General features: G+C 67.8%; 20 protein-coding genes. 16 read left to right on the top strand and 4 right to left on the bottom strand.

Features of this window, described 5'->3' with window-relative positions; genetic code table 11:
- Nucleotides 1-10 precede the first annotated feature (10 nt).
- Genes OEJ36_RS03730 through OEJ36_RS03715 form a run of 4 tightly spaced genes read left to right on the top strand, consistent with a single transcriptional unit; the run spans nt 11 to nt 3,993 of the window.
- Nucleotides 11-1,126 carry an ABC transporter ATP-binding protein gene (locus OEJ36_RS03730; RefSeq protein WP_263400428.1) on the top strand — a complete coding sequence of 372 codons (1,116 nt, stop codon included), beginning with the start codon at nt 11-13 and terminating at the stop codon, nt 1,124-1,126.
- A gap of 11 nt (nt 1,127-1,137) precedes the next feature.
- Nucleotides 1,138-2,043: an ABC transporter permease gene (locus OEJ36_RS03725; RefSeq protein ID WP_263400427.1), complete on the top strand. Its 906-nt coding sequence runs from the start codon at nt 1,138-1,140 to the stop codon at nt 2,041-2,043.
- On the top strand, nt 2,040-2,903 hold the full coding sequence (locus OEJ36_RS03720; RefSeq protein ID WP_263400426.1) for an ABC transporter permease: 864 nt from the start codon (nt 2,040-2,042) through the stop codon (nt 2,901-2,903). Before OEJ36_RS03725 ends, OEJ36_RS03720 begins: the two co-directional genes overlap by 4 nt.
- The gene (locus tag OEJ36_RS03715) at nt 2,896-3,993 is read left to right on the top strand and encodes a P1 family peptidase (RefSeq protein ID WP_263400425.1); all 1,098 of its coding nucleotides are present in this window, start codon (nt 2,896-2,898) and stop codon (nt 3,991-3,993) included. The genes OEJ36_RS03720 and OEJ36_RS03715 overlap by 8 nt, the downstream gene beginning before the upstream one ends.
- Before the next feature lie 124 nt (nt 3,994-4,117).
- On the opposite strand, the gene OEJ36_RS03710 is transcribed toward OEJ36_RS03715, so the two are convergent.
- Nucleotides 4,118-5,047 (bottom strand): LysR substrate-binding domain-containing protein, encoded by a 930-nt coding sequence (locus OEJ36_RS03710; protein WP_263400442.1) that lies wholly within the window; start codon nt 5,045-5,047, stop codon nt 4,118-4,120.
- A 375-nt stretch (nt 5,048-5,422) separates the two neighbouring features.
- Between OEJ36_RS03710 and OEJ36_RS03705 the strand changes: the two genes are divergently transcribed.
- From OEJ36_RS03705 to OEJ36_RS03650, 12 genes are all read left to right on the top strand, one after another.
- Nucleotides 5,423-6,769 (top strand): flavin-containing monooxygenase, encoded by a 1,347-nt coding sequence (locus OEJ36_RS03705; protein ID WP_263400424.1) that lies wholly within the window; start codon nt 5,423-5,425, stop codon nt 6,767-6,769.
- Nucleotides 6,769-7,197: a RidA family protein gene (locus OEJ36_RS03700; protein WP_021218265.1), complete on the top strand. Its 429-nt coding sequence runs from the start codon at nt 6,769-6,771 to the stop codon at nt 7,195-7,197. The genes OEJ36_RS03705 and OEJ36_RS03700 overlap by 1 nt, the downstream gene beginning before the upstream one ends.
- Nucleotides 7,198-7,207: 10 nt before the next feature.
- Nucleotides 7,208-7,885: a DUF1028 domain-containing protein gene (locus OEJ36_RS03695; protein ID WP_263400423.1), complete on the top strand. Its 678-nt coding sequence runs from the start codon at nt 7,208-7,210 to the stop codon at nt 7,883-7,885.
- Nucleotides 7,878-9,041 (top strand): acetylornithine deacetylase, encoded by a 1,164-nt coding sequence (gene argE / locus OEJ36_RS03690; protein WP_263400422.1) that lies wholly within the window; start codon nt 7,878-7,880, stop codon nt 9,039-9,041. The genes OEJ36_RS03695 and argE overlap by 8 nt, the downstream gene beginning before the upstream one ends.
- Nucleotides 9,042-9,139: 98 nt before the next feature.
- Entirely contained in the window at nt 9,140-9,607 is a 468-nt protein-coding gene (locus tag OEJ36_RS03685; protein WP_263400421.1) for a GNAT family N-acetyltransferase, read from the top strand.
- A 577-nt stretch (nt 9,608-10,184) separates the two neighbouring features.
- On the top strand, nt 10,185-11,675 hold the full coding sequence (locus OEJ36_RS03680) for an aldehyde dehydrogenase (RefSeq protein ID WP_263400420.1): 1,491 nt from the start codon (nt 10,185-10,187) through the stop codon (nt 11,673-11,675).
- Nucleotides 11,676-11,821: 146 nt separating this feature from the next.
- Nucleotides 11,822-12,874 carry an ABC transporter substrate-binding protein gene (locus OEJ36_RS03675; protein WP_263400419.1) on the top strand — a complete coding sequence of 351 codons (1,053 nt, stop codon included), beginning with the start codon at nt 11,822-11,824 and terminating at the stop codon, nt 12,872-12,874.
- A gap of 122 nt (nt 12,875-12,996) precedes the next feature.
- Entirely contained in the window at nt 12,997-14,430 is a 1,434-nt protein-coding gene (locus tag OEJ36_RS03670; protein WP_263400418.1) for an APC family permease, read from the top strand.
- A gap of 16 nt (nt 14,431-14,446) precedes the next feature.
- Complete coding sequence (locus OEJ36_RS03665; protein WP_263400417.1) at nt 14,447-15,829, top strand: aspartate aminotransferase family protein; 1,383 nt, start codon at nt 14,447-14,449, stop codon at nt 15,827-15,829.
- A gap of 415 nt (nt 15,830-16,244) precedes the next feature.
- The gene (locus OEJ36_RS03660) at nt 16,245-17,228 is read left to right on the top strand and encodes an ABC transporter substrate-binding protein (RefSeq protein WP_263400416.1); all 984 of its coding nucleotides are present in this window, start codon (nt 16,245-16,247) and stop codon (nt 17,226-17,228) included.
- A gap of 11 nt (nt 17,229-17,239) precedes the next feature.
- Entirely contained in the window at nt 17,240-18,043 is an 804-nt protein-coding gene (locus OEJ36_RS03655; protein ID WP_021218256.1) for an ABC transporter permease, read from the top strand.
- Nucleotides 18,031-18,867 carry an ABC transporter ATP-binding protein gene (locus OEJ36_RS03650; protein WP_263400415.1) on the top strand — a complete coding sequence of 279 codons (837 nt, stop codon included), beginning with the start codon at nt 18,031-18,033 and terminating at the stop codon, nt 18,865-18,867. Before OEJ36_RS03655 ends, OEJ36_RS03650 begins: the two co-directional genes overlap by 13 nt.
- A 147-nt stretch (nt 18,868-19,014) precedes the next feature.
- On the opposite strand, the gene OEJ36_RS03645 is transcribed toward OEJ36_RS03650, so the two are convergent.
- From OEJ36_RS03645 to potA, 3 genes are read right to left on the bottom strand one after another with little or no spacing between them, the layout of a single operon-like run.
- Complete coding sequence (locus tag OEJ36_RS03645; protein WP_021218253.1) at nt 19,015-19,899, bottom strand: ABC transporter permease subunit; 885 nt, start codon at nt 19,897-19,899, stop codon at nt 19,015-19,017.
- Nucleotides 19,896-20,777, bottom strand: coding sequence for an ABC transporter permease subunit (locus OEJ36_RS03640; RefSeq protein WP_263400441.1), 882 nt, complete (start codon nt 20,775-20,777; stop codon nt 19,896-19,898). Before OEJ36_RS03640 ends, OEJ36_RS03645 begins: the two co-directional genes overlap by 4 nt.
- A gap of 23 nt (nt 20,778-20,800) precedes the next feature.
- Nucleotides 20,801-21,943, bottom strand: a complete 1,143-nt coding sequence (gene potA / locus OEJ36_RS03635) for a polyamine ABC transporter ATP-binding protein (protein ID WP_111263689.1) — start codon at nt 21,941-21,943, stop codon at nt 20,801-20,803.
- Nucleotides 21,944-21,980 lie beyond the last annotated feature (37 nt).

The raw sequence follows: 21,980 nt of genomic DNA, 5'->3' as shown, positions 1-21,980 counted from the left end.
GGAGTTCTCCATGACCTGCATCGTCAACAGTGCACCGGTGGTCCAGATCACCGCTGCGGTGAAGCATTACCGTGCCCCGGAGGGCCACGCCGTGCGCGCCCTCGATGGCGTCGACCTGTGCGTCGGCGGCAATGAATTCGTCACCCTGCTGGGCCCCTCCGGCTGCGGCAAGACCACCCTGCTGCGGGTGATCAGCGGCTTCGAGGCCCTCGACGGTGGCGAGCTGCGCATCCAGGGCCAGCTGATGAACGAGGTGCCCCCGCACCTGCGCCCGGTGCACACGGTGTTCCAGAACTACGCCCTGTTCCCCCACCTCAGCGTCGGCGACAACGTTGGCTACGCGCTGGACATCCGTGGCGTCGCCAAGGCCCAGCGCAACCGCCAGGTGGCCGATGCCCTGGAGCTGGTGGGCATGGCCGGGCTGGAGAAGCGCAAGCCCGGCCAGCTCTCCGGCGGCCAGCAGCAGCGCATCGCCCTGGCCCGCGCCATCGTCAACAAGCCGGCCCTGCTGCTGCTCGACGAGCCGCTCTCGGCCCTCGACCGCCAGTTGCGCCAGAGCATGCAGCGCGAGCTGAAGAACCTGCAGAGCGAACTGGGTATCGCCTTCGTCTTCGTCACCCATGACCAGGAAGAAGCGCTGACCATGTCCGACCGCATCGTCGTGCTCAACGGCGGCCACGTGCAGCAGCTGGGCAGCCCGGAAGACATCTATGACCGCCCGGCCAACGCCTTCGTCGCCGGCTTCATCGGCGAGAGCAACCTGTTCGACGGCAGCGTCACCCGCCACCACGGCGACGCCGTGGAGCTCCTCACCGCTCAGGGCGACACCCTGCGCCTGCGCCGCGCCGACCTGGCGCCGGGGCAGAAGCTCCAGGCCATGCTGCGCCCCGAGCAGTTCCACCTCGCCTGCCCGGGCGACCCGGCGCGCCACGCCTGCCTCGAAGGCCGCGTGCTGCAACAGGTGTTCATCGGCAAGGACTTCGAACTCAGCGTGCGCACCCAGCACGGCTGCCCGGTGAAGGCGGTGCTGCGCGCACCCTCGCGGGAGCTGATGGGCAAGCTCGAAGCCGGTGCCCGGGTGCAGCTGTGGTACGCCACCGACGCACCGCACCTGCTGCTGGCCTAGGAGAACCGCCCATGACTTCGCTTTCCCTCGCGGCCCGCACGCGCCTGCGCCTGGTCGGCCTGCTCAGCCCGGCGACCCTGGTGATCGTCGGTTTCTTCCTCGTGCCCATGGCCATCATGGCGCTCTACAGCCTGCTGGAGCCGGGCATGTACGGCGGCGTGGAATGGTCCTTCTACCCGGACAACTTCGGCCGCATCCTCGGCTGGGCCGACGGCAGCAACGAAGAGTTCGACATCGTCTACCTGGAGATCCTGCTGCGCTCGTTCAAGCTGGCGGCGATGACCGTCGTGCTGACCCTCGCGGTCTGCTACCCGGCGGCCTTCTGGGTGGCGCGGCAGCCGGAACGGCGGCGCAACTTCTTCCTCTTCCTCATTACCCTGCCGTTCTTCACCAGCCTGATCGTGCGACTCTACGCCTGGGTGCTGATCCTGCGCCCCACCGGCTTCCTCAACCTGGCGCTGCAGGCCCTGGGCCTGGCCGACCAGCCGCTGAACCTGATCTACAGCGAAACCGCCGTGCTGATCGGCATGACCTACATCTTCATTCCCTTCATGTTCATGCCCATCTACGCCAGCGTGGAGAAGCTCGACCGCAAGCTCCTGGAAGCCTCCGCCGACCTCGGCGCCAGCCGCTGGCAAAGCTTCTGGCGCATCGTCTTCCCGCTGACCCTGCCGGGCATCGCCGCCGGCTCGATCATCGTCTTCATCCCCAGCCTGGGTAACTTCATCGTGCCCTCGCTGCTGGGCGGCGCGCGGGTGGTGATGATCGGCAACCTGGTGGAACAGCAGTTCCTCGCCGCGCGCAACTGGCCCTTCGGCGCCGCCCTGGCGATGCTGATCATGGCCGCGATGCTGGTGTTCCTGCTGCTCTACGTGCGCTGGCAGTCACGCGCCCAGGTGAAGGAGGGGCTGGTATGAATGCCCTCATCGCCCGCCTGGGGCGCGGCCTGCTCGGCGGCTACAGCCTGGCCTTCTTCGCCTTCCTGTACCTGCCCATCGCCCTGATCGTCGCCTACTCGTTCAACGCCAACCCGGTGAACATGATGATCTGGAGCGGCGCCAGCCTGGACTGGTACCGCACCCTGTTCGGCTTCTCCAGCTCGCTGAACGAGAACGCGCTCTACGTGGAATCCACCGACCAGCTGGTGGCCGCCCTGCGCACCAGCCTCACGGTGGCCCTGAGCACCACGGTGATCTCCACCCTGATCGGCACCCTCACCGCCCTCGCCCTGGCGCGCTACCGCTTCCGCCTGCAGGGCTTCTACCGGGTGCTGCTGTTCCTGCCGATGCTGATGCCGGACATCGTCCTCGGCATCGCCCTGCTGATCTTCTTCGTCAACAGCGGCATCCCCCTGGGCAAGACATCGATCATCATCGGCCACTGCACCTTCCTCATCAGCTACGTGTTCCTCATCGTCAGCGCCCGCCTGGCGGGGATGGACACGCGCCTGGAAGAAGCCTCGGCCGACCTCGGCGCCTCGCCCTGGATCACCTTCCGCCGCATCACCCTGCCGCAGATCCTCCCCGGCGTGCTCGGCGGTGCGCTGCTGGCCTTCATCATCTCGATGGACGACCTGGTGATCACCTACTTCATCTCCGGGGTCGACTCCACCACCTTGCCGGTCTTCATCTACGGAATGATCCGCCGCGGCATCAAGCCCGAGATCAACGCCATCGCCACCCTGCTGCTGATCGCCTCGCTGGTCATCGCTTCCCTCGGGCTCTACCTGCGCAACCGCAAGCCCGCCACTTCCCCTGCCGAGAATGCCCATGGCTAAACCACGCGCCCGTGAACTCGGGCTGGCCGTCCCCGGCCGGCCCGGCCCCAACAACGCCATCACCGACGTACCCGGCGTGCGCGTCGGCTACCGCACCCTCGACGGCGTCGCCGCCAACGGCAAGCCCATCAAGACCGGGGTCACCGCCATCCTCCCCCGTGGCCTGGAGCCCGAGCCGCAGCCGGTGTGGGCCGGCTTCCACGCCCTCAACGGCAACGGCGAGATGACCGGCACCCACTGGATCGAGCACGGCGGCTACTTCGTCGGGCCGCTGTGCATCACCAACTCCCACAGCGTCGGCATCGTCCACCACGCCGCCGCACGCTGGACCATCGACCACTACGCCGGCGCCTGGGAGGCCAACCACCTGTGGGCGATGCCGGTGGTGGCCGAGACCTACGACGGGGTGATCAACGACATCAACGGCCAGCACGTCACCGAGGCCGATGCCCTGGCCGCCCTGGCCGACGCCCGCGACGGCGCCATCGCCGAGGGCAACGTCGGCGGCGGCAACGGCATGATCTGCTACGGCTTCAAGGGCGGCACCGGCACCGCCTCGCGGGTGCTGGAGATCGACGGCCAGACCTACACCCTGGGCGCCCTGGTGCAGGCCAACCACGGCCAGCGCGACTGGCTCAAGGTGCTCGGCGTGCCAGTGGGCAAGGCCCTGGGCGAGCAGCCCCAGGGGCTGGACCGCGAGCGCGGCTCGATCATCGTCGTGCTCGCCACCGACGCCCCGCTACTGCCCCACCAACTGCGCCGCCTGGCCCAGCGCGCCGGCCTCGGCGTCGGCCTGGGCGGCACCCCGGGGGGCAACAACTCGGGGGATATCTTCCTCGCCTTCAGCGTCGCCAACCCGCGCGCCCTGCCCCAGCTCACCCCCGGCGGGCGCTTCAGCCTGGAATGCCTCAACGACGAGCACATCGACGCCCTCTACCTGGCGGCGGTGGAAAGCACGGACGAGGCCATCCTCAACGCCATGCTCGCCGCCGAGGATGCGGTGATGCAGAAGCCGCAAGGCATCTGCCCAGCGCTGGACGGCGAGCGGTTGAAGGCGTTGCTGGAGGATGCGGGGCGGGTTGAGGCGTGACGGGCGGCCCTGCGGGCCGCTTTCGCGAATGAATTCGCTCCCACGCTCACCTGATGCGGGGTGCCTCGCAACCAATCCCGGGCACGCCTTCTCGATCAAATGCCGCCGCTTTCGCGCCCGGCCGTCAATCCGGGGAAGGCACCGGCGCGCTGCCGCCGGGCAGGTGTTCCTTGCAGTAGTCGACGAACATCTGCGCCGGCTTGGTCAGCTGGGCACGCTTGAGCCAGGCGGCCACCAGGCCGGAGCCGGTCACGGCTTCGGCGATGTCCACCATCACCACCTTCTTGCCGTCGTAGGTGCATTCGGAATGGGGTCGGGTGACCAGCACCGAGAAGCCGAAGCCCTGGCCGACCATGCCGCGCACCATCTCGATGGAGGGCGAGCTGAAGCCGATGTTGGGGCTCAGGCCAAGCTCCTCGAAGAGGCTGACGAAGTAGGTCCGGCTGGGCTGCACGTCCAGCAGGATCATCGGCTCCAGCACCAGGTCACGCAGGGACACCTCGGCCTGGCGGGCGAAGCGGTGGTTCTCCGGCAGCAGCGCATAGGGCCGCTGCGGCGGCATCAGCGGGTCGGTCTCGATGGTGGCGTCGAGCTCGTGCTGGTAGAGGATCGCCAGGTCGAAGCGCCCGGCGGTGAGCCCCTGCACCAGCTCCTGCTGCTCGCCGTCGCCGATGCGGATCTCCACCCCCGGGTAGCGCTCGCGGAAGCCCGCGATCAGCCCCGGCAGGTACAGCGGCGCCACCGTCTCGAAGCAACCGATGTCGATCTGCCCGGCCACCACGTCGTTCACCGCCAGGGCGTTCTGCTCGAACTCCCAGGCCATGCGCAGCAGGTCCTGGGCCTTGCGGTAGAAGCGCGAGCCGCTGGGGGTCAGCGACACGCCCTGGGCGTGGTGGCGGATGAACAGCTGCACGCCGAAGCTTTCCTCCAGCCCCTTGATGGCGGTGGAGATGGACGGCTGCGCGATGTACAGCTTGCGCGAGGCCTCGGCCACGCTGCCGCACTCCACCGTCGTCACGAAGTACTTGAGTTGTCGCAGGGTGTAGTTCGCCACGAGGCACCTCGGCATGTCGCTCGCCGCCTCGGTCATGGCCGTGCGGCTGGTTCTTATGGGTGGGAGCAATCCCTCGGTGAAACATACCCCAGGCGCCGCTGCGGAAGGGTCTGCCCTGCCGAGCTTTTTCTTATCCAGCGAGCATATTTTTAATAATTTTCCTCGGCACCGCTCTATCGCACCATCCACTGCACTCGACTCACAAAGCCTGGACCGCGCAGACGGTCGACGAGGACGTGCAGCATGCCCCCCACCCGCGCCCCGTCGTTCCTTCCGCCCCCGGCCCGCGTCACCGTCGAACCCGCTTCCGGCACTGAACAGCGTGCACGCAGCACCGACCCGACAACCGCGAATCGCCTGCAGAAGGACAGAGACATGACAGTTGAAACCATAGAAATCGATACGCTTGTGGTTGGCGCGGGCCAGGCCGGCGTGGCCATGAGCGAACACCTTGGCAAGCTCGGCGTGCCGCACCTGGTGCTGGAGCGCAAGCGCATCGCCGAAGCCTGGCGCACGGGCCGCTGGGATTCCCTGGTGGCCAACGGCCCGGCCTGGCACGACCGCTTCCCGGGACGCGAATTCGACGTCGGCCCGGACGACTTCCCCGGCAAGGAGCAGGTGGCGGACTACTTCGTCGCCTATGCCCAACAGATCAACGCGCCGATCCGCACCGGCGTCGAGGTGAAGAAGGTGGTGCGCAACCCCGACCGCCCCGGCTTCACCGTCGAGACCTCCATCGGCGTGATCCAGGCCAACCGCGTGGTCTCCGCCACCGGCCCCTTCCAGCGCCCGGTGATCCCCGCCATCGCACCGGCGGAAGGCAGCATCCACCAGCTCCACTCGGCCGCCTACTACAACCCGCAACAGCTTCCCGCCGGCGCCGTGCTGGTGGTGGGCGCCGGCTCCTCCGGCGTGCAGATCGCCGACGAGCTGCAGCGCGCCGGGCGCCAGGTCTACCTCTCGGTGGGCGCCCACGACCGCCCACCGCGCTCCTACCGCAACCGCGACTTCTGCTGGTGGCTGGGGGTGCTCGGCCTGTGGGACGCGGAAGCCGCGCAGCCGGGTCGCGAGCACGTCACCATCGCCGTCAGCGGCGCCCGCGGCGGCCACACCGTGGACTTCCGCGCCCTGGCCCAGCAAGGCATCACCCTGGTCGGCCTGACCCAGTCCTTCGCGGGCGGCAAGGTGCGCTTCCAGGCGGACCTGGCGGAGAACATCGCCCGGGGCGACGAGAACTACCTGTCGCTGCTGGACGCCGCCGACGCCTACATCGCCCGCAACGGCCTCGACCTGCCGGAAGAGCCGGAGGCACGGCGCACGCTGCCGGACCCGGAATGCATCACCCGACCGATCCTCGAACTGGACCTGGCCGAGGCCGGCATCACCTCGATCATCTGGGCCACCGGCTACGCCGTGGACTTCAGCTGGCTGCAGGTGAACGCCTTCGACGACAAGGGCAAGCCTAAGCACCAGCGCGGCGTCTCCAGCGAGCCGGGCGTGTACTTCCTCGGCCTGCCCTGGCTGTCGCGCCGGGGCTCCACCTTCATCTGGGGCGTGTGGCACGACGCCAAGCACATCGCCGGCCACATCGCCACGCAACGCAAGTACCTCGAATACCGCGACGCCTCGCAGCGCCAGGCAGACGCCGGCCTCAACGGCAGCAGCCAGGACGGCTACCGCGAGCCGCAAACCCCTAAAGCCAGCATCATGGGAGTCAGCTGATGCCCACCCATACCCGCATCCGCATGTTCAACACCAAGGACACCTACCCCAACCAGACCCTGGACAACGACCTCTGCCAGGCCGTGCGTGCCGGCAATACCGTGTACGTGCGCGGCCAGGTCGGCACCGATTTCGAGGGCAACCTGGTGGGCCTGGGCGACCCGCGCGCCCAGACCGAGCAGGCCATGAAGAACCTCAAGCAGCTGCTGGAGGAAGCCGGCAGCGACCTCTCGCACATCGTCAAGACCACCACCTACCTGATCGACCCGCGCTACCGCGAGCCGGTGTACCAGGAAGTGGGCAAATGGCTGAAGGGCGTGTTCCCCATCTCCACCGGCCTGGTGGTCTCGGCCCTGGGCCAGCCCCAGTGGCTGATGGAAATCGATGTGATCGCGGTGATCCCGGACGACTGGCAGCCCAAGGGCTGAGGAGCGAACCATGACCTTCTCCATCGTTGGCCGCTGCGCGGAAACCGGGCAGCTGGGCATCGCCATCAGCTCCTCCAGCATCGCCGTCGGCGCCCGCTGCCCCTGGGTGCGCGCCGGCGTCGGCGCCGTGGCCACCCAGAACATCACCCTGCCGGCCCTAGGCCCGCAGATCCTCGACCTGCTGGAGCACCAGCACCTGGAGCCGCAGGCAGCCCTGAGCAAGGCGCTCGGGAGCAACGGCTGGAGCCAGTACCGCCAGGTGACGGTGATCGACGGCGCCGGGCGCACCGCCCTGTTCAGCGGCAAGGAGGCCCTCGGCCTGCACAACGCCGTGGCCGGCGAACAGTGCGTGGCGGCCGGCAACCTGCTCTCCGGCACCGAGGTGATCGACGCCATGGTCCACGCCTTCGAGCAGACCCCGGGCTTGCTCGCCGAACGCCTGCTGGCGGCCATGCACGCGGCGATGGCCGCCGGTGGCGAAGCCGGGCCGGTGCACTCGGCGGCGCTCAAGGTGGTGGATGACCTCACCTGGCCCATCGTCGACCTGCGCGTGGACTGGGCCGACGAAGACCCCATCGGCCAGCTCGACGGCCTCTGGCAAGCCTACCGCCCGCAGATGCAGGACTACGTGACCCGCGCCCTGGACCCCACCGCAGCGCCCAGCTACGGGGTGCCCGGCGATGAATGAGACGAACAGCCGCGACCTGCTGGAGCGGCTGATCGGCTTCGCCACGGTCAGCCGGGATTCCAACCTGGAGCTGATCGCCTTCATCCGCGACTACCTGGCCGCGCACGGGGTGGAGAGCGAGCTGTTCCACAACCCCGAAGGCACCAAGGCCAACCTCTTCGCCACCCTCGGTCCCCGCGACCGGGGCGGCGTGGTGCTGTCCGGCCACACCGACGTGGTGCCGGTGGATGGCCAGGCCTGGACGGTGGAGCCGTTCCGCCTCAGCGAGCGCGACGGCCGCCTGTACGGGCGCGGCACCGCCGACATGAAGGGCTTCATCGCCTCGGTGCTGGCGGCGGTGCCGCGCTTCCTCGAACGCCCGTTGAAGCTGCCGGTGCACCTGGCCTTCTCCTATGACGAGGAGATCGGCTGCCTCGGCGTGCGCCCCATGCTCGCGGAGCTGGAAAAGCGCCCGCACAAGCCGCTGCTGTGCCTGATCGGCGAGCCCACCGAGCTCAAGCCGGTGCTCGGCCACAAGGGCAAGCTGGCCATGCGCTGCCAGGTGCGCGGCGCCGCCTGCCATTCCGCCTACGCGCCCTATGGGGTCAACGCCATCGAATACGCCGCGCGGCTGATCGGCAAGCTGGGCGATATCGGCACGCGGCTGGCCCATGTCGAGCACCATGACCCGCGCTTCGACCCACCCTTCTCCACGGTGCAGACCGGGGTGATCAAGGGCGGCCGGGCGCTGAACATCGTCCCGGCGGAATGCGAGTTCGACTTCGAAGTGCGCGCCCTGCCCGGCTTCGATGCCCAGCAGGTGGCGGACGAGCTGCAGTGCTACGCCGAAGGCGAGCTGCTGCCGCAGATGCAGGCGGTGCAGGCCGACACCGGCATCCAGCTGCAGCCCCTGAGCGCCTACCCCGGCCTCGCCACCCCACCCGACAGCGACGCCGCGCGGCTGCTGGCGCGGATCGCCGGCTCCAGCGCGTTCGGCACCGTCGCCTTCGGCACCGAGGGCGGGCTGTTCGACCAGGCCGGCATCCCCACCGTGGTCTGCGGGCCCGGCAGCATGGACCAGGGGCACAAGCCCGACGAATTCATCAGCCTCGAACAGCTCCACGCCTGCGACGCCATGCTCCTGCGCCTGGCCGACTACCTGGAGAACCCGGGCTGATCCACCTGCAGCACGCACCGCTCCGACACAAGGCTTCAGCCCGGATAACGCCCGGTGCTAACGTGGCCGGCCATGCCACAAGGACGAAGGAGCGGAGGATGGCAATCAGGAAGATGGTGCCGGCGGACATCGATGCGGTCAGCACGCTGTGCATGGCGGCCTTCAATGCTTCGGTCGCGCCCACGCTGCCCGCGCAAGGCATCGAGACGTTCGCCAAGGTGGCGGCTGCCGAGGCCTTCCTGCAGCGTTTGCAGGGCGACAACCTGATGCTGGTCTACGAAGACGCCGGCTCGCTCAGGGGCATTCTCGAGCTCAAGGAGGGCCGCCACCTGGCCATGCTGTTCATCGACCCCGAGCACCAGCGCCAGGGCATCGGCCAGGCACTGGTGACGGCGATGACCGCGCACGCCCGGGTGGATCCGATCACGGTCCGGGCCTCGCTGACCTCGGTGGGGGCATACCTGCGCTACGGCTTCCAGTGCAGCGGTGAACCCGGTGAGTTCGCCGGGCTCACCTACCAGCCCATGGAACTGCCGGTCGCCAGGCCGGGCCAGGCACGACCGTAGGGTGGGCCGGGCGGCGCTCCGCTTCAGCCCACCGACGATGCGTCGGTGAGCTCATCGCGGATGAATCCGCTCCCACAGGGCAGCCTGTGGGCTGCGGGCGAGTGAGTCAGCCACCTCCACCGCGTGGGTTTCGCTCCGCTCGCGGAACGCCGCCCGCCCCACCTTACGAAAGCCCATGCGCACGCCGATGTGATAGGTCGAACGCAGAAGTTGAAGCAGACCGTAGGGTGGGCTTCAGCCCACCGGCGATGCGTCGACGAGCACCATCGCGGATGAATCCGCTCCCACAAAAAAGAAGCGGCCTGCGCGCGCGGGGTGGAACGGCGGGCGAATGAATTCGCCCCTACAGGCGTCCTTTTTTCCGGCGTTTCTGCACCCCTATGGCGCACCCTGCAGGCCCGCCGCCCCAGGCTGGAGCCAAGGGCGGGAGGGCGCTGCATGCGTGCTTCCGCTACCGAGCTTTTTCTTATCCACCGAGCATATTTTTAATAATTTTCCTCAGCCGAACTCTGTCGCACCATCAAGCCCAGTCACGAATAACAACCAGACCGCGAAGACGGTCGAGTGGGAGTGCAGCGTGTTCGATCTCGATTACTGGCGGCAGCGCGCCGCCCGGCAGGCATTCATCGACAAGGCACTGATCGGCGGCCATCAGGTCTCGGCCGCATCCGGCGCCACCTTCGACTCCATCAACCCCGCGACCAACCAGCTGCTGGCCCGCGTCGCCGCCTGCGGCGAGGCCGAGGTGGACCTGGCCGTGCGCAGTGCGCGCCGCGCCTTCGACCAGGGCCCCTGGGCACGCATGGCGCCGGTGGAACGCAAGAAGGTGCTGCTGCGCCTCGCCGAGCTGATGATGGCCCACCGCGAGGAGCTGGCCCTGCTGGACTCCCTCGACATGGGCAAGCCGGTGATGGACGCCTACAACATCGACGTGCCCGGCGCCGCCAACGTCTTCGCCTGGTACGGCGAGGCCCTGGACAAGCTCTACGACCAGGTGGCCCCCACCGCCCCCGGCAGCCTGGCCACCATCACCCGCGAAGCGCTGGGCGTGGTCGCTGCCGTGGTGCCCTGGAACTTCCCCCTCGACATGGCCGCCTGGAAGCTGGCCCCGGCCCTGGCCGCCGGCAACAGCGTGGTGCTCAAGCCCGCCGAGCAGTCGCCCTTCTCCGCCCTGCGCCTGGGCGAACTGGCCCTGGAGGCCGGCATCCCCGAGGGCGTGCTCAACGTGGTGCCGGGCCTGGGCGAAAGCGCCGGCAAGGCCCTCGGCCTGCACCCGGACGTGGACTGCCTGGTGTTCACCGGCTCCACCCAGGTGGGCAAGTACTTCATGGGCTACTCGGCCCAGTCCAACCTCAAGCAGGTGTGGCTGGAGTGCGGCGGCAAGAGCCCGAACCTGGTGTTCGAGGATTGCCGCGACCTCGACCTCGCTGCCGAGAAGGCCGCCTTCGGCATTTTCTTCAACCAGGGTGAGGTGTGCTCCGCCAACTCGCGCCTCTACGTGCAGCGCTCCATCCAGGACGAATTCATCGAACGCCTGCTGGCCAAGGCCCGCGACTGGATGCCCGGCGACCCGCTGGACCCCGCCAGCCGCGCCGGCGCCATCGTCGACGCCGCGCAGACCGGCCGCGTCATGGGCTTCATCGAAGGCGCCCAGGGCGAGGGCGCACGCCTGTTGGCCGGTGGCCGGCGCCTGACCTTCAACGGCTCGAGCAACTTCGTCGAGCCCACCCTGTTCGCCGACGTGCGCGGCGACATGACCCTGGCCCGCGAGGAAGTCTTCGGCCCGGTGCTGGCCATCAGCGCCTTCGACACCGAGGAGGAAGCCATCCGCCTCGCCAACGACAGCGTCTACGGCCTGGCCGCCTCGCTGTGGAGCGACGACCTGCACCGCGCCCACCGTGTCGCCCGCGCGCTCAAGGCGGGCACCGTATCGGTGAACACCGTGGACGCGCTGGACGTCACCGTACCCTTCGGCGGCGGCAGGCAATCCGGCTTCGGCCGCGACCTTTCGCTGCATTCCTTCGACAAGTACAGCCAGCTGAAGACCACCTGGTTCCAGCTGCGCTGAGGTCGCGATGACGACCCGGCCGCGCCTCGCCGCGCGGCCGCCATGACAAGAAAACCATCCGCGCCCGTGCACGCGCGGATACCCGGCCCCAAGGCCACAACTGCCTCGACAACTGAACACAACTGAAAAGTAGTGAGGGAGTTCTCATGTCCAGATCCTTGCGTACCACCCTGTCCGCCACCCTCGGCCTCGCCCTGCTGGCCACGGTCGGCGCGGCCCAGGCCCAGCCCGGGAAGCTCACCGTGATCTCCTTCGGCGGCGCCACCAAGGCCGCCCAGGACGCCGCCTATTTCCGCCCCTTCGAACAGAGCGGCGCGGCCAAGGTGGTGGCCGGCGAATACAACGGCGAGCTGTCCAAGGTGAAGGCCATGGTCGACATCGGCCAGGTCAGCTGGGACGTGGTGGAAGTGGAAAGCCCCGAACTGCTGCGCGGTTGCGAGGAGGGCCTGTTCGAACCCATCGACCCGGCCCTGCTCGGCGATGCCGCGCACTTCATCCCCGGCACCCTCAGCGAGTGCGGCGTGGCCAGCTACGTGTGGTCCATGGTGCTGGCCTACGACGCCGGCAAGCTGGCGGCGGCGCCCACCTCCTGGGCCGACTTCTGGGACGTGCAGCGCTTCCCCGGCAAGCGCGGCCTGCGCAAGGGCGCCAAGTACACCCTGGAAGCCGCGCTGCTGGCCGACGGGGTGAAGCGCGAGGACCTCTACACCGTGCTGGCGACCCCGGAAGGCGTCAGCCGCGCCTTCGCCAAGCTCGACCAGATCAAGCCGAACATCCAGTGGTGGGAGGCCGGTGCCCAGCCGCCGCAATGGCTGGCGGCCGGCGACGTGGTGATGTCCGCCGCCTACAACGGCCGCATCGCCGCCGTGCAGAAGGAGGGCTCCAAGCTCGCCATCGTGTGGAACGGCAACCTCTACGACCCGGACCACTGGGCCATCGTCCGTGGCAGCCCGAACAAGGCCCTGGCCGAGCGCTTCATCGCCTTCGCCAGCCAGGCCGAGCCGCAGAAGAGCTTCTCCAGCCAGATCCCCTATGGCCCGGTGCACAAGGACGCCCTGGCGCAGCTGCCCGCCGCCACCCAGGCGCAACTGCCCACCGCGCCGGCGAACCTGGCCGAAGCGCAGCTGGTGGATGCGGAGTTCTGGGTCAACCACGGCGAGGAACTGGAGGAACGCTTCAACGCCTGGGCGGCGCGCTGAGCCATGGCTCCGTCCGCGCCGGGGAAGCCGTGCGCGGGCGGGGCTGAACGACGGGTGCACCCGTCACACCAGCCGGCAGCCCCTGAGCCACCGGCGGATAACAAGAAGATCAGGAGCATGTCATGAGTGCGAATGTTTCCATCCCTGCCACGGGGCCATCGGGCGGCCTGCGCCGCGTCCTCGGGCTGGGCTCGCTGGTGGCGGTCGCCGTCGGCCTGGTGGTGTCCCAGGGCGTGATGGTGCTGATGCTGCAAGGGGCCGGCCTGGCCGGGCTGGGCTTCATCATCCCCCTGGGCATCGCCTACCTGCTGGCACTGACCTATGCCCTGTCGTTTTCCGAGCTGTCGCTGATGATCCCCCGCGCCGGTAGCCTGAGCAGCTACACCGAAGTCGCCATCGGCCACTTCCCGGCCATCCTCGCCACCTTCTCCGGCTACATGGTGGTGGCCATGTTCGCCCTCTCGGCGGAGCTGCTGCTCCTCGACCTGATCGTCGGCAAGGTCTACCCCGGCGCGCTGCCGCCGATGCTGGTGGCCTACGGCGTGCTCGCCCTGTTCACCGTCTTCAACCTGCTGGGCATCGACGTCTTCGCCCGCCTGCAGAACGCCCTGGCCCTGGTGATGGTGGTGACCCTGCTGGTGCTCGGCATGGGCGCCATCAGCAGCGATTCGGCCAGCCTGGCCACGCCCCTGGACCAGGGCTGGAACCCCCTGGAAGCCGGCGCGCTGACCCTGGCGGCCATGGCCATCTGGGGCTTCGTCGGCGCCGAGTTCGTCTGCCCGCTGGTAGAGGAGACCCGCCGCCCGGAACGCAACATCCCGCGCTCGATGATCATCGGCCTGACCCTGATCTTCGGCATCATCATCCTCTACTGCCTGGGCGCGCTGCTGTGCATCCCCCGCGAGCAACTGGCCGCCGACCCGCTGCCGCACTTCCTCTTCGCCACCTCGGTGTTCGGCGAGGCCGGCAAGCTGTTCCTGGTGGCCGCCGCGGTGACCGCCACCTGCAGCACGGTGAACTCCTCCCTCGCCGCCCTGCCGCGCATGCTCTACGGCATGGCCCAGAACGGCCAGGCCTTCCCGCAGTTCAAGCGCCTCGGCGAGCGCACCCGCACGCCCTGGGTGGCGGTGCTGTTCATCGCCGGCATCACCGGCCTGCCGATCCTCCTGCTGGGCCAGGACCCGGACTCCATCAGCCTGCTGCTGTTGTCCGCCGCGCTGGCCTGGCTGCTGGCCTACATCATCGTGCACGTCGACGTGATCGCCCTGCGCCGCCGCTACCCGCACATGGCCCGGCCGTTCCGCTCGCCTTTCTACCCCTGGCCCCAGGTGCTCGGCATCGTCGGCATGCTCTTTGCCATCTACCACGTCTCCCCGGCCCCGGAGATGACCGCGAGGATCTTCGGCACCGCCGGCGTGGTGCTCGGCCTGATCTCGGTGATCGCCATCGCCTGGATCAAGCTGGTGATGCGCAAGCCGCTGTTCGTGCCCGAGCCGCTGACCCCTTCCGAGCCGGCGCCGATCATCCGCGCCGCCCTTTCCCCCGAACCCCTTTGACGAGCAGGAGAAGACCATGAACGCTCCCACCACCCCGCAGCGCAGCACCGAGGACTACCAGGCAGCCGATGCCGCGCACCACATCCACGCCTTCCTCGACCAGAAAGCGCTGAACGCCGAAGGCCCGCGCGTGATGGTGCGCGGCGAAGGCCTGCACCTGTGGGACAACGACGGCAAACGCTACCTCGACGGCATGTCCGGCCTGTGGTGCACCAACCTGGGCTACGGCCGCAAGGACCTGGCCGCGGCCGCCAGCGCCCAGCTGGAGCAACTGCCGTACTACAACATGTTCTTCCACACCACCCACCCGGCAGTGGTGGAGCTCTCCGAGCTGCTCTTCAGCCTGTTGCCGGCCCACTACAGCCACGCCATCTACACCAACTCCGGTTCCGAGGCCAACGAGGTGCTGATCCGCACCGTGCGCCGCTACTGGCAGATCCTCGGCAAGCCGCAGAAGAAGGTGATGATCGGCCGCTGGAACGGTTACCACGGCTCCACCCTGGCGGCCACCGCCCTGGGCGGGATGAAGTTCATGCACGAGATGGGTGGGCTGATCCCCGACGTCGCCCACATCGACGAGCCCTACTGGTTCGCCCAGGGCGGCGGCCTGACCCCAGCCGAATTCGGCCTGCGCTGCGCCCGCCAGCTGGAGGAGAAGATCCTCGAACTGGGTGCCGACAATGTCGCCGGCTTCATCGCCGAGCCCTTCCAGGGCGCGGGCGGGATGATCTTCCCGCCGGAGAGCTACTGGCCGGAGATCCAGCGCATCTGCCGCCAGTACGACGTGCTGCTGTGCGCAGACGAGGTGATCGGTGGCTTCGGCCGCACCGGCGAATGGTTCGCCCACCAGCACTTCGGCTTCCAGCCCGACACCCTGTCCATCGCCAAGGGCCTGACCTCCGGCTACATCCCCATGGGTGGCCTGGTGCTGGGCAAGCGCATCGCCGAGGTGCTGGTGGAACAGGGCGGCGTGTTCGCCCACGGCCTGACCTACTCCGGGCACCCGGTGGCCGCCGCCGTGGCCATCGCCAACCTCAAGGCGCTGCGCGACGAGGGCGTGGTCACCCAGGTGAAGAACGACACCGGCCCCTACCTGCAGCAGTGCCTGCGCGAGGTGTTCGGCAAGCACCCGCTGATCGGCGAGATCCAGGGCACCGGCCTGGTGGCGGCCCTGCAGTTCGTCGAGGACAAGGCCACGCGCAAGCGCTTCGACAACGAGAACGACATCGCCTGGCGCTGCCGCACCCTCGGCTTCGAGGAGGGCGTGATCATCCGCTCCACCCTGGGCCGGATGATCATGGCGCCCGCCCTGGTGGCGACCCGCGCGGACATCGACGAGCTGATCGACAAGACCCGCCGCGCGGTGGAGCGCACGGCCCAGGAGATCGGCCGCGGCTGACCTCTAGACAGCACCGTAGGGTGGGCCGGGCGGCGCTCCGCTTCAGCACCGTAGGGTGGGCTTCAGCCCACCAGCGATGTATTGACCCGCGACGGAGCCACAGCCGTGCCCCGTCCTTCCCAACGGCTAGATAAACCGGGGCCATCTCCAGGCCCCGGTGCAGGAGGAAACGGTGGGCTGAAGCCCACCCTACGACCGAGTACAGCGTAGGTGGCGGCCCTCGAGGCCGGCGCCGCGATGACCCGGTCCCGCTCCACGGCGATGCGCCGCATCAGACGCACCGAACGACACAGGGCCCATGGAAGGGGCCGCAGCAGAACAGGACCCCGAGCCCATGCAGGCCCGGGGCGCGGAACGAATTCGGCCAATGGCCCGTACTGCCCAGCAATTCCAACAACTAATGCGGGAGTGTTCCATGATCAAGTCCTTGCTACGTCGCTTCACCCTTCCCCTCACCTGCACCGCGTTGGCGGTCGGCGCCGCCGGCGCCCAGGCGGGCACCCTGTCCATCGGCCATACCACCTGGGTCGGCTACGGCACGCTGTACCTGGCCCGCGACCTGGGCTACTTCAAGGAGCTGGGCCTGGACCTGGAACTGACCACCATCGAGGAAGCCTCGATGTACATGGCGGCCCAGGCCTCCGGGAAGCTGTCCGGTTCGGCCTCCACCATCGACGAGGTGCTCAAGTACCGCTCCAAGGATTTCTGCTTCAAGGCGGTCGCCGCGCTGGACGAAAGCTACGGCGGCGACGGCGTGCTGGTGGGCAAGGACGTCACCAGCCTGAAGGACCTCAAGGGCCAGTCGGTGGCGGTGAACGAGGGCTCGGTCTCGCAGTTCTGGCTGTCGTACCTGCTCAAGCACAACGGCATGACCATGGCCGACCTGGACATCCAGAACATGACGGCCGACGACGCCGCCACCGCCTTCATCGCCGGCCGCGTGCCCGCCGCCGTGACCTGGGAGCCGCACCTGTCGCTGGTGCGCCAGAAGGGCGAAGGCAAGGTGCTGGTGGACAGCAGCACGACCCCCGGCGTGATCGTCGACGTGGTGGCGCTGTCCTGCGATGTGATCGACAAGCAGCCCGAGGACGTGAAGGCGCTGGTCAAGGGCCTGTACAAGGCCGTGCAGTTCACCCAGGACAACCCCGAGAAGGCCCACGAGATCATGGCCAAGGGCGTCGGCGGCTACCTGGCCGATCCGGTGGAGCTGTCCAACGCCGCCAAGGGCGTGCGCTTCTATGACCAGGCCATGAGCGAGAAGCTGCTTGGCGTGCCCGGCAAGCCCGGTGACATCAAGGGCGTGATCCGCCTGGCCAACGAGACCTGGAGTGCCCTGCAGGGCAAGCGCTACGAGGTCAGCTACGACGACCTCGTCGACACCCGCTTCGTCAGCCAGTAAGGGAGCCGACCATGCCTTCTCGACACTCCTGGCTGAACCGCTGCCTGACCCCCAAGGTCGAGCTGCCGGCGAAGCTGATACTCGGTGCGGGCAGCCTCGGCTGGCTGCTGGTGCTCGGCCTCTGGGCCGGGCTTTCCTACGGCGGCGTGGTGCCGGCGATGTTCCTGCCCACCCCGGGCGCGGTGCTGGAAGCGGCCGCGCGGCTGGCCGGCGACGGCACCCTCGGCAAGCACGTGCTGGCGAGTGTCGAGGTGGTGCTCATCGGCTTCGCGGTGTCGTCCCTGGTGGCGGTGCCGCTGGGGCTGCTGATGGGCAGCTTCCGCATCGTCCAGGCCTTCCTCGAACCGCTGGTGAACTTCGTTCGTTACCTGCCGGTGACCTCCTTCGTGCCGCTGTTCATCCTGTGGATCGGCATCGGCCTGGAGCAGCGGGTGACGGTGATCATCTTCGGCGTGTTCTTCCAGCAGTTGGTGATGATCGCGGACGTTTCCAAGGGCGTCTCGCGGGATCTGATCAACGCCTCCTACACCCTGGGTTCGAGCCGCCGCGACGTGGTGCTCCACGTGCTCGGCCCGGCCTCCCTGCCCGGCGTGCTGGACACCCTGCGGGTGACCATGGGCTGGGCCTGGACCTACCTGGTGGTGGCCGAACTGGTGGCCGCCAGCAGCGGCCTGGGCTACATCAGCCTGAAGGCCATGCGCGGCTTCCAGGTGGACGTGATCTTCCTCGCCATCGCCATCATCGGCCTGCTCGGGCTGGTGACCGATCAACTGTTCCGACTCCTCCGACTGAAGGTGGCCTCATGGGCGCAGTAGCAGCCATGCACGATCAAGCCATGGCCGCCCCCGCTGCGGCCGCAACCCCCAACGAACGCCTGCGGGTGGAGAACGTCTGCCTGCGCTACCAGAGCCCGGGCGGCAAGACCTTCGCCGCGCTGGAGAACGTCTCCCTGAGCGTGCCGGACCAGCAGTTCGCCGTGCTCGTGGGCCCCTCCGGCTGCGGCAAGTCGAGCCTGCTGTACCTCACCGCCGGCCTGGCCGAACCCACGTCGGGGGAGATCCATGTCGGCGGCAAGCGGGTCGACGGGCCCGGCGCCGATCGCGGCATGGTGTTCCAGGGCTACACCCTGTTCCCCTGGCTCAACGTGCGCGAGAACATCGAGTTCGGCCTCAAGCGCAAGGGCATGCCCAAGGGCGAGCGCCAGGAGATCGTCGACTTCTACCTGGCCGAAGTGGGCCTGGCGCCCTTCGCCGGGCATTACCCCAAGCAGCTCTCCGGCGGCATGATGCAGCGCGTGGCCATCGCCCGCGCACTGGCCAACGACCCGCAGATCCTGCTGATGGATGAGCCCTTCGGCGCCCTCGACAGCCAGACCCGCATGCAGATGCAGAAGCTGTTGCTGCGGGTGTGGGAGCACAGCAAGAAGACCGTGGTGTTCGTCACCCACGACATAGACGAAGCCATCCTGCTGGGCGACCGCATCTACGTCATGGGCGCCCGCCCCGGCCACATCAAGCGCGAGCTCGACGTGCCCATCCCCCGCCCGCGCGAGCTGGACATGGTGATGGACCGCGCCTTCATCGAGATGAAGCGCGAGATCCTCGGCCTGCTCCACGACGACCTCGAAGAGATGCACTGACCGCCCGGGATCAGGAAAACCGAAGTAGAGGCGGCGCGCCAGTTCACCTGGCGCTCCCGGGCTGAAGCCCGGGCTACGGTTGTCGCTGAATACGGAAGCGGAAATGAAAAGGCCACCAGAGGGTGGCCTTTTCCGTTACCGCGAGGCTCAGGCCGGTTGGCTGGCCCCACCGCGCTTGTTGCTGGACGCGGCTTCGGCGGCCATGGATTCCATGGCTTCCTGGATGGCGCGCTTGCGACGCTCTTCGGCCTGGCGGCTGAAGTACCAGGCGAAGAAGGTGAACAGCGACACGGTCAGCAGGATCAGGCTGGCCACGGCGTTGATCTCCGGTTTCACACCCAGGCGCACGGCGGAGAACACTTCCATCGGCAGGGTGGTGGAACCGGGGCCGGAAACGAAGCTCGCCAGCACCAGGTCGTCCAGGGACAGGGCGAAGGACATCATGCCGCCCGCCGCCAGCGACGGCGCGATCATCGGGATGGTGATCAGGATGAACACCTTCCACGGACGCGCCCCGAGGTCCATGGCGGCCTCCTCGATGGACAGGTCCAGCTCACGCAGGCGCGCCGACACCACGATGGCCACGTAGGCCGAGCAGAAGGTGGTGTGGGCGATCCAGATGGTGACGATGCCACGCTCCTGGGGCCAGCCGATCAGTTGCGCCATGGCCACGAACAGCAGCAGCAGCGACAGACCGGTGATGACCTCGGGCATGACCAGCGGCGCGGTGACCAGGCCGCCGAACAGCGTGCGGCCACGGAAGCGCGGGATACGGGTCAGGACGAAGGCCGCCAGGGTGCCCAGCGCCACCGCCGCGATGGCGGTATAGCAGGCGATCTCCAGGGAGCGCATCACCGAGTTCATCAGCTGGGAGTTGTCCAGCAGGCCGACGTACCACTTCACCGACCAGCCGCCCCAGACCGTTACCAGCTTGGAGGCGTTGAACGAGTAGATGACCAGGATGAGCATCGGCAGGTAGATGAACAGCAGGCCGACCCAGAGCATCACGTTGGAGAAACTGAAGCGCTTCATACCTTGCCCTCCAGTTCCTTGGCTTGGTTACGGTTGAACAGGATGATCGGGACGATGAGGATCGCCAGCATCACCACTGCCAGCGCGGACGCCACCGGCCAGTCGCGGTTGTTGAAGAACTCCTGCCACAGCACCTTGCCGATCATCAGGGTCTCCGGGCCGCCGAGCAGTTCGGGGATGACGAACTCGCCCACCACCGGGATGAACACCAGCATGCTGCCGGCGATGATGCCGTTCTTGGACAGCGGCACGGTGATCTTCCAGAAGCTGTTGAAGTTGCTCGAACCGAGGTCCGAGGCGGCTTCCAGCAGGCTCTGGTCGTGCTTCACCAGGTTGGCGAACAGCGGCAGGATCATGAACGGCAGGTAGGAATAGACCACGCCGATGTAGACCGCGGTGTTGGTGTTGAGGATCTGCAGCGGCTCGCTGATCAGGCCGATGCCCATCAGGAAGCTGTTGAGCAGGCCGTTGTTGCTGAGGATGCCCATCCAGGCGTAGACGCGGATGAGGATGGCGGTCCAGGTCGGCATCATGATCAGCAGCAGCAGCACGGTCTGGGCTTCCTTGCCGGCACGGGCGATGGCGTAGGCCATCGGGTAGCCGATCAGGAGGCACAGCAGGGTGCTGAAGAAGGCCATCTTCAGGGAGCCCAGGTAGGCGGCCAGGTAGAGTTCGTCCTCGCTCAGCATGAAGTAGTTGCCGAGGTTGAGGACGAGCTGCAGCTGGTTGTCGGCCCAGGTGTAGATCTCGGTGTAGGGCGGGATCGCCACGTCCGCTTCCGCGAAGCTGATCTTCAGCACGATGGCGAAGGGCAGCAGGAAGAACAGGAACAGCCAGACGAACGGAATCCCGATCACCGCGTGCCGGCCCGTGGGCAGGCGTTTCTTCAGTCTGGATATTTTCATGAGCGCAGCACCACCCCGCTGTCGTCCTCCCACCATACGAAGACTTCATCGTCCCAGGTCGGACGCGCGCCGCGACGCTCGGCGTTGGCGACGAAGGACTGGACGATGGAGCCGCCGGGCAGCTTGACGTAGAACACCGAGTGACCGCCGAGGTAGGCGATGTCGTGGATCTTGCCGCGGGACCAGTTGTACTCGCAGGTGGGCTGCTCGGTGGTGACCAGCAGCTTCTCGGGGCGCAGGGCGTAGGTGATGCGCTTGTCCTGCACCGAGGTGGTCACACCGTGGCCGACGTAGATCGGACGCTCCAGCTCGGGGCAGGCGATCAGGGCGTGGGCCTCGAGGTCTTCCACCACTTCGCCGTCGAACAGGTTGACGTTGCCGATGAACTCGCACACCAGGCGGCTGATGGGGGTTTCGTAGATGTCCACCGGGCTGCCGATCTGCTCGATGCAGCCCAGGTGCATGATGGCGATGCGCTGGGCCATGGTCATGGCCTCTTCCTGGTCGTGGGTCACCATGACGCAGGTCACGCCGACGCGCTCGATGATCTCCACCAGTTCCAGCTGCATCTGCGAACGCAGCTTCTTGTCCAGGGCGCCCATGGGCTCGTCGAGCAGCAGCAGCTTGGGACGCTTGGCCAGCGAACGGGCCAGGGCCACGCGCTGACGCTGGCCACCGGACAGCTGGTGCGGCTTGCGCTTGGCGTACTGGGTCATCTGCACGAGCTTGAGCATCTCGGTGACGCGCTCGTCGATCTCGGCGGCGGGCAGACGGTCTTGTTTGAGTCCGAAGGCGATGTTCTGCGCAACAGTCATATGCGGGAAGAGCGCATAGGACTGGAACATCATGTTGATCGGCCGCTCGTAGGGCGGCATGTCGGTGATATCGACGCCGTCGAGGAAGATGCGACCTTCAGTCGGACGCTCGAAACCCGCCAGCATGCGCAGCAGGGTCGACTTGCCCGAGCCGGAACCACCCAGCAGGGCGAAGATCTCGCCCTTGTTGATGGTCAGCGAAACGTCGTCCACCGCAAGGGTCTCGTCGAACTGCTTGGTCACCCGGTCGATCTTGACCAGCACCTCTTTGGGTTGCTGGTTGCCCTCGAGGGCTTTCTTGTAGGCACCGGAGGCTATTGCCATTACCACACTCCCAATTCTTGCTAGCCGACCATTATGG

The organism is Pseudomonas sp. PDM13, from assembly GCF_025685765.1.
GTDB lineage: Bacteria > Pseudomonadota > Gammaproteobacteria > Pseudomonadales > Pseudomonadaceae > Metapseudomonas > Metapseudomonas solani.
The sequence above is the reverse complement of the archived record's forward strand: the minus strand, read 5'-3'. Positions and strand labels throughout refer to the sequence as shown.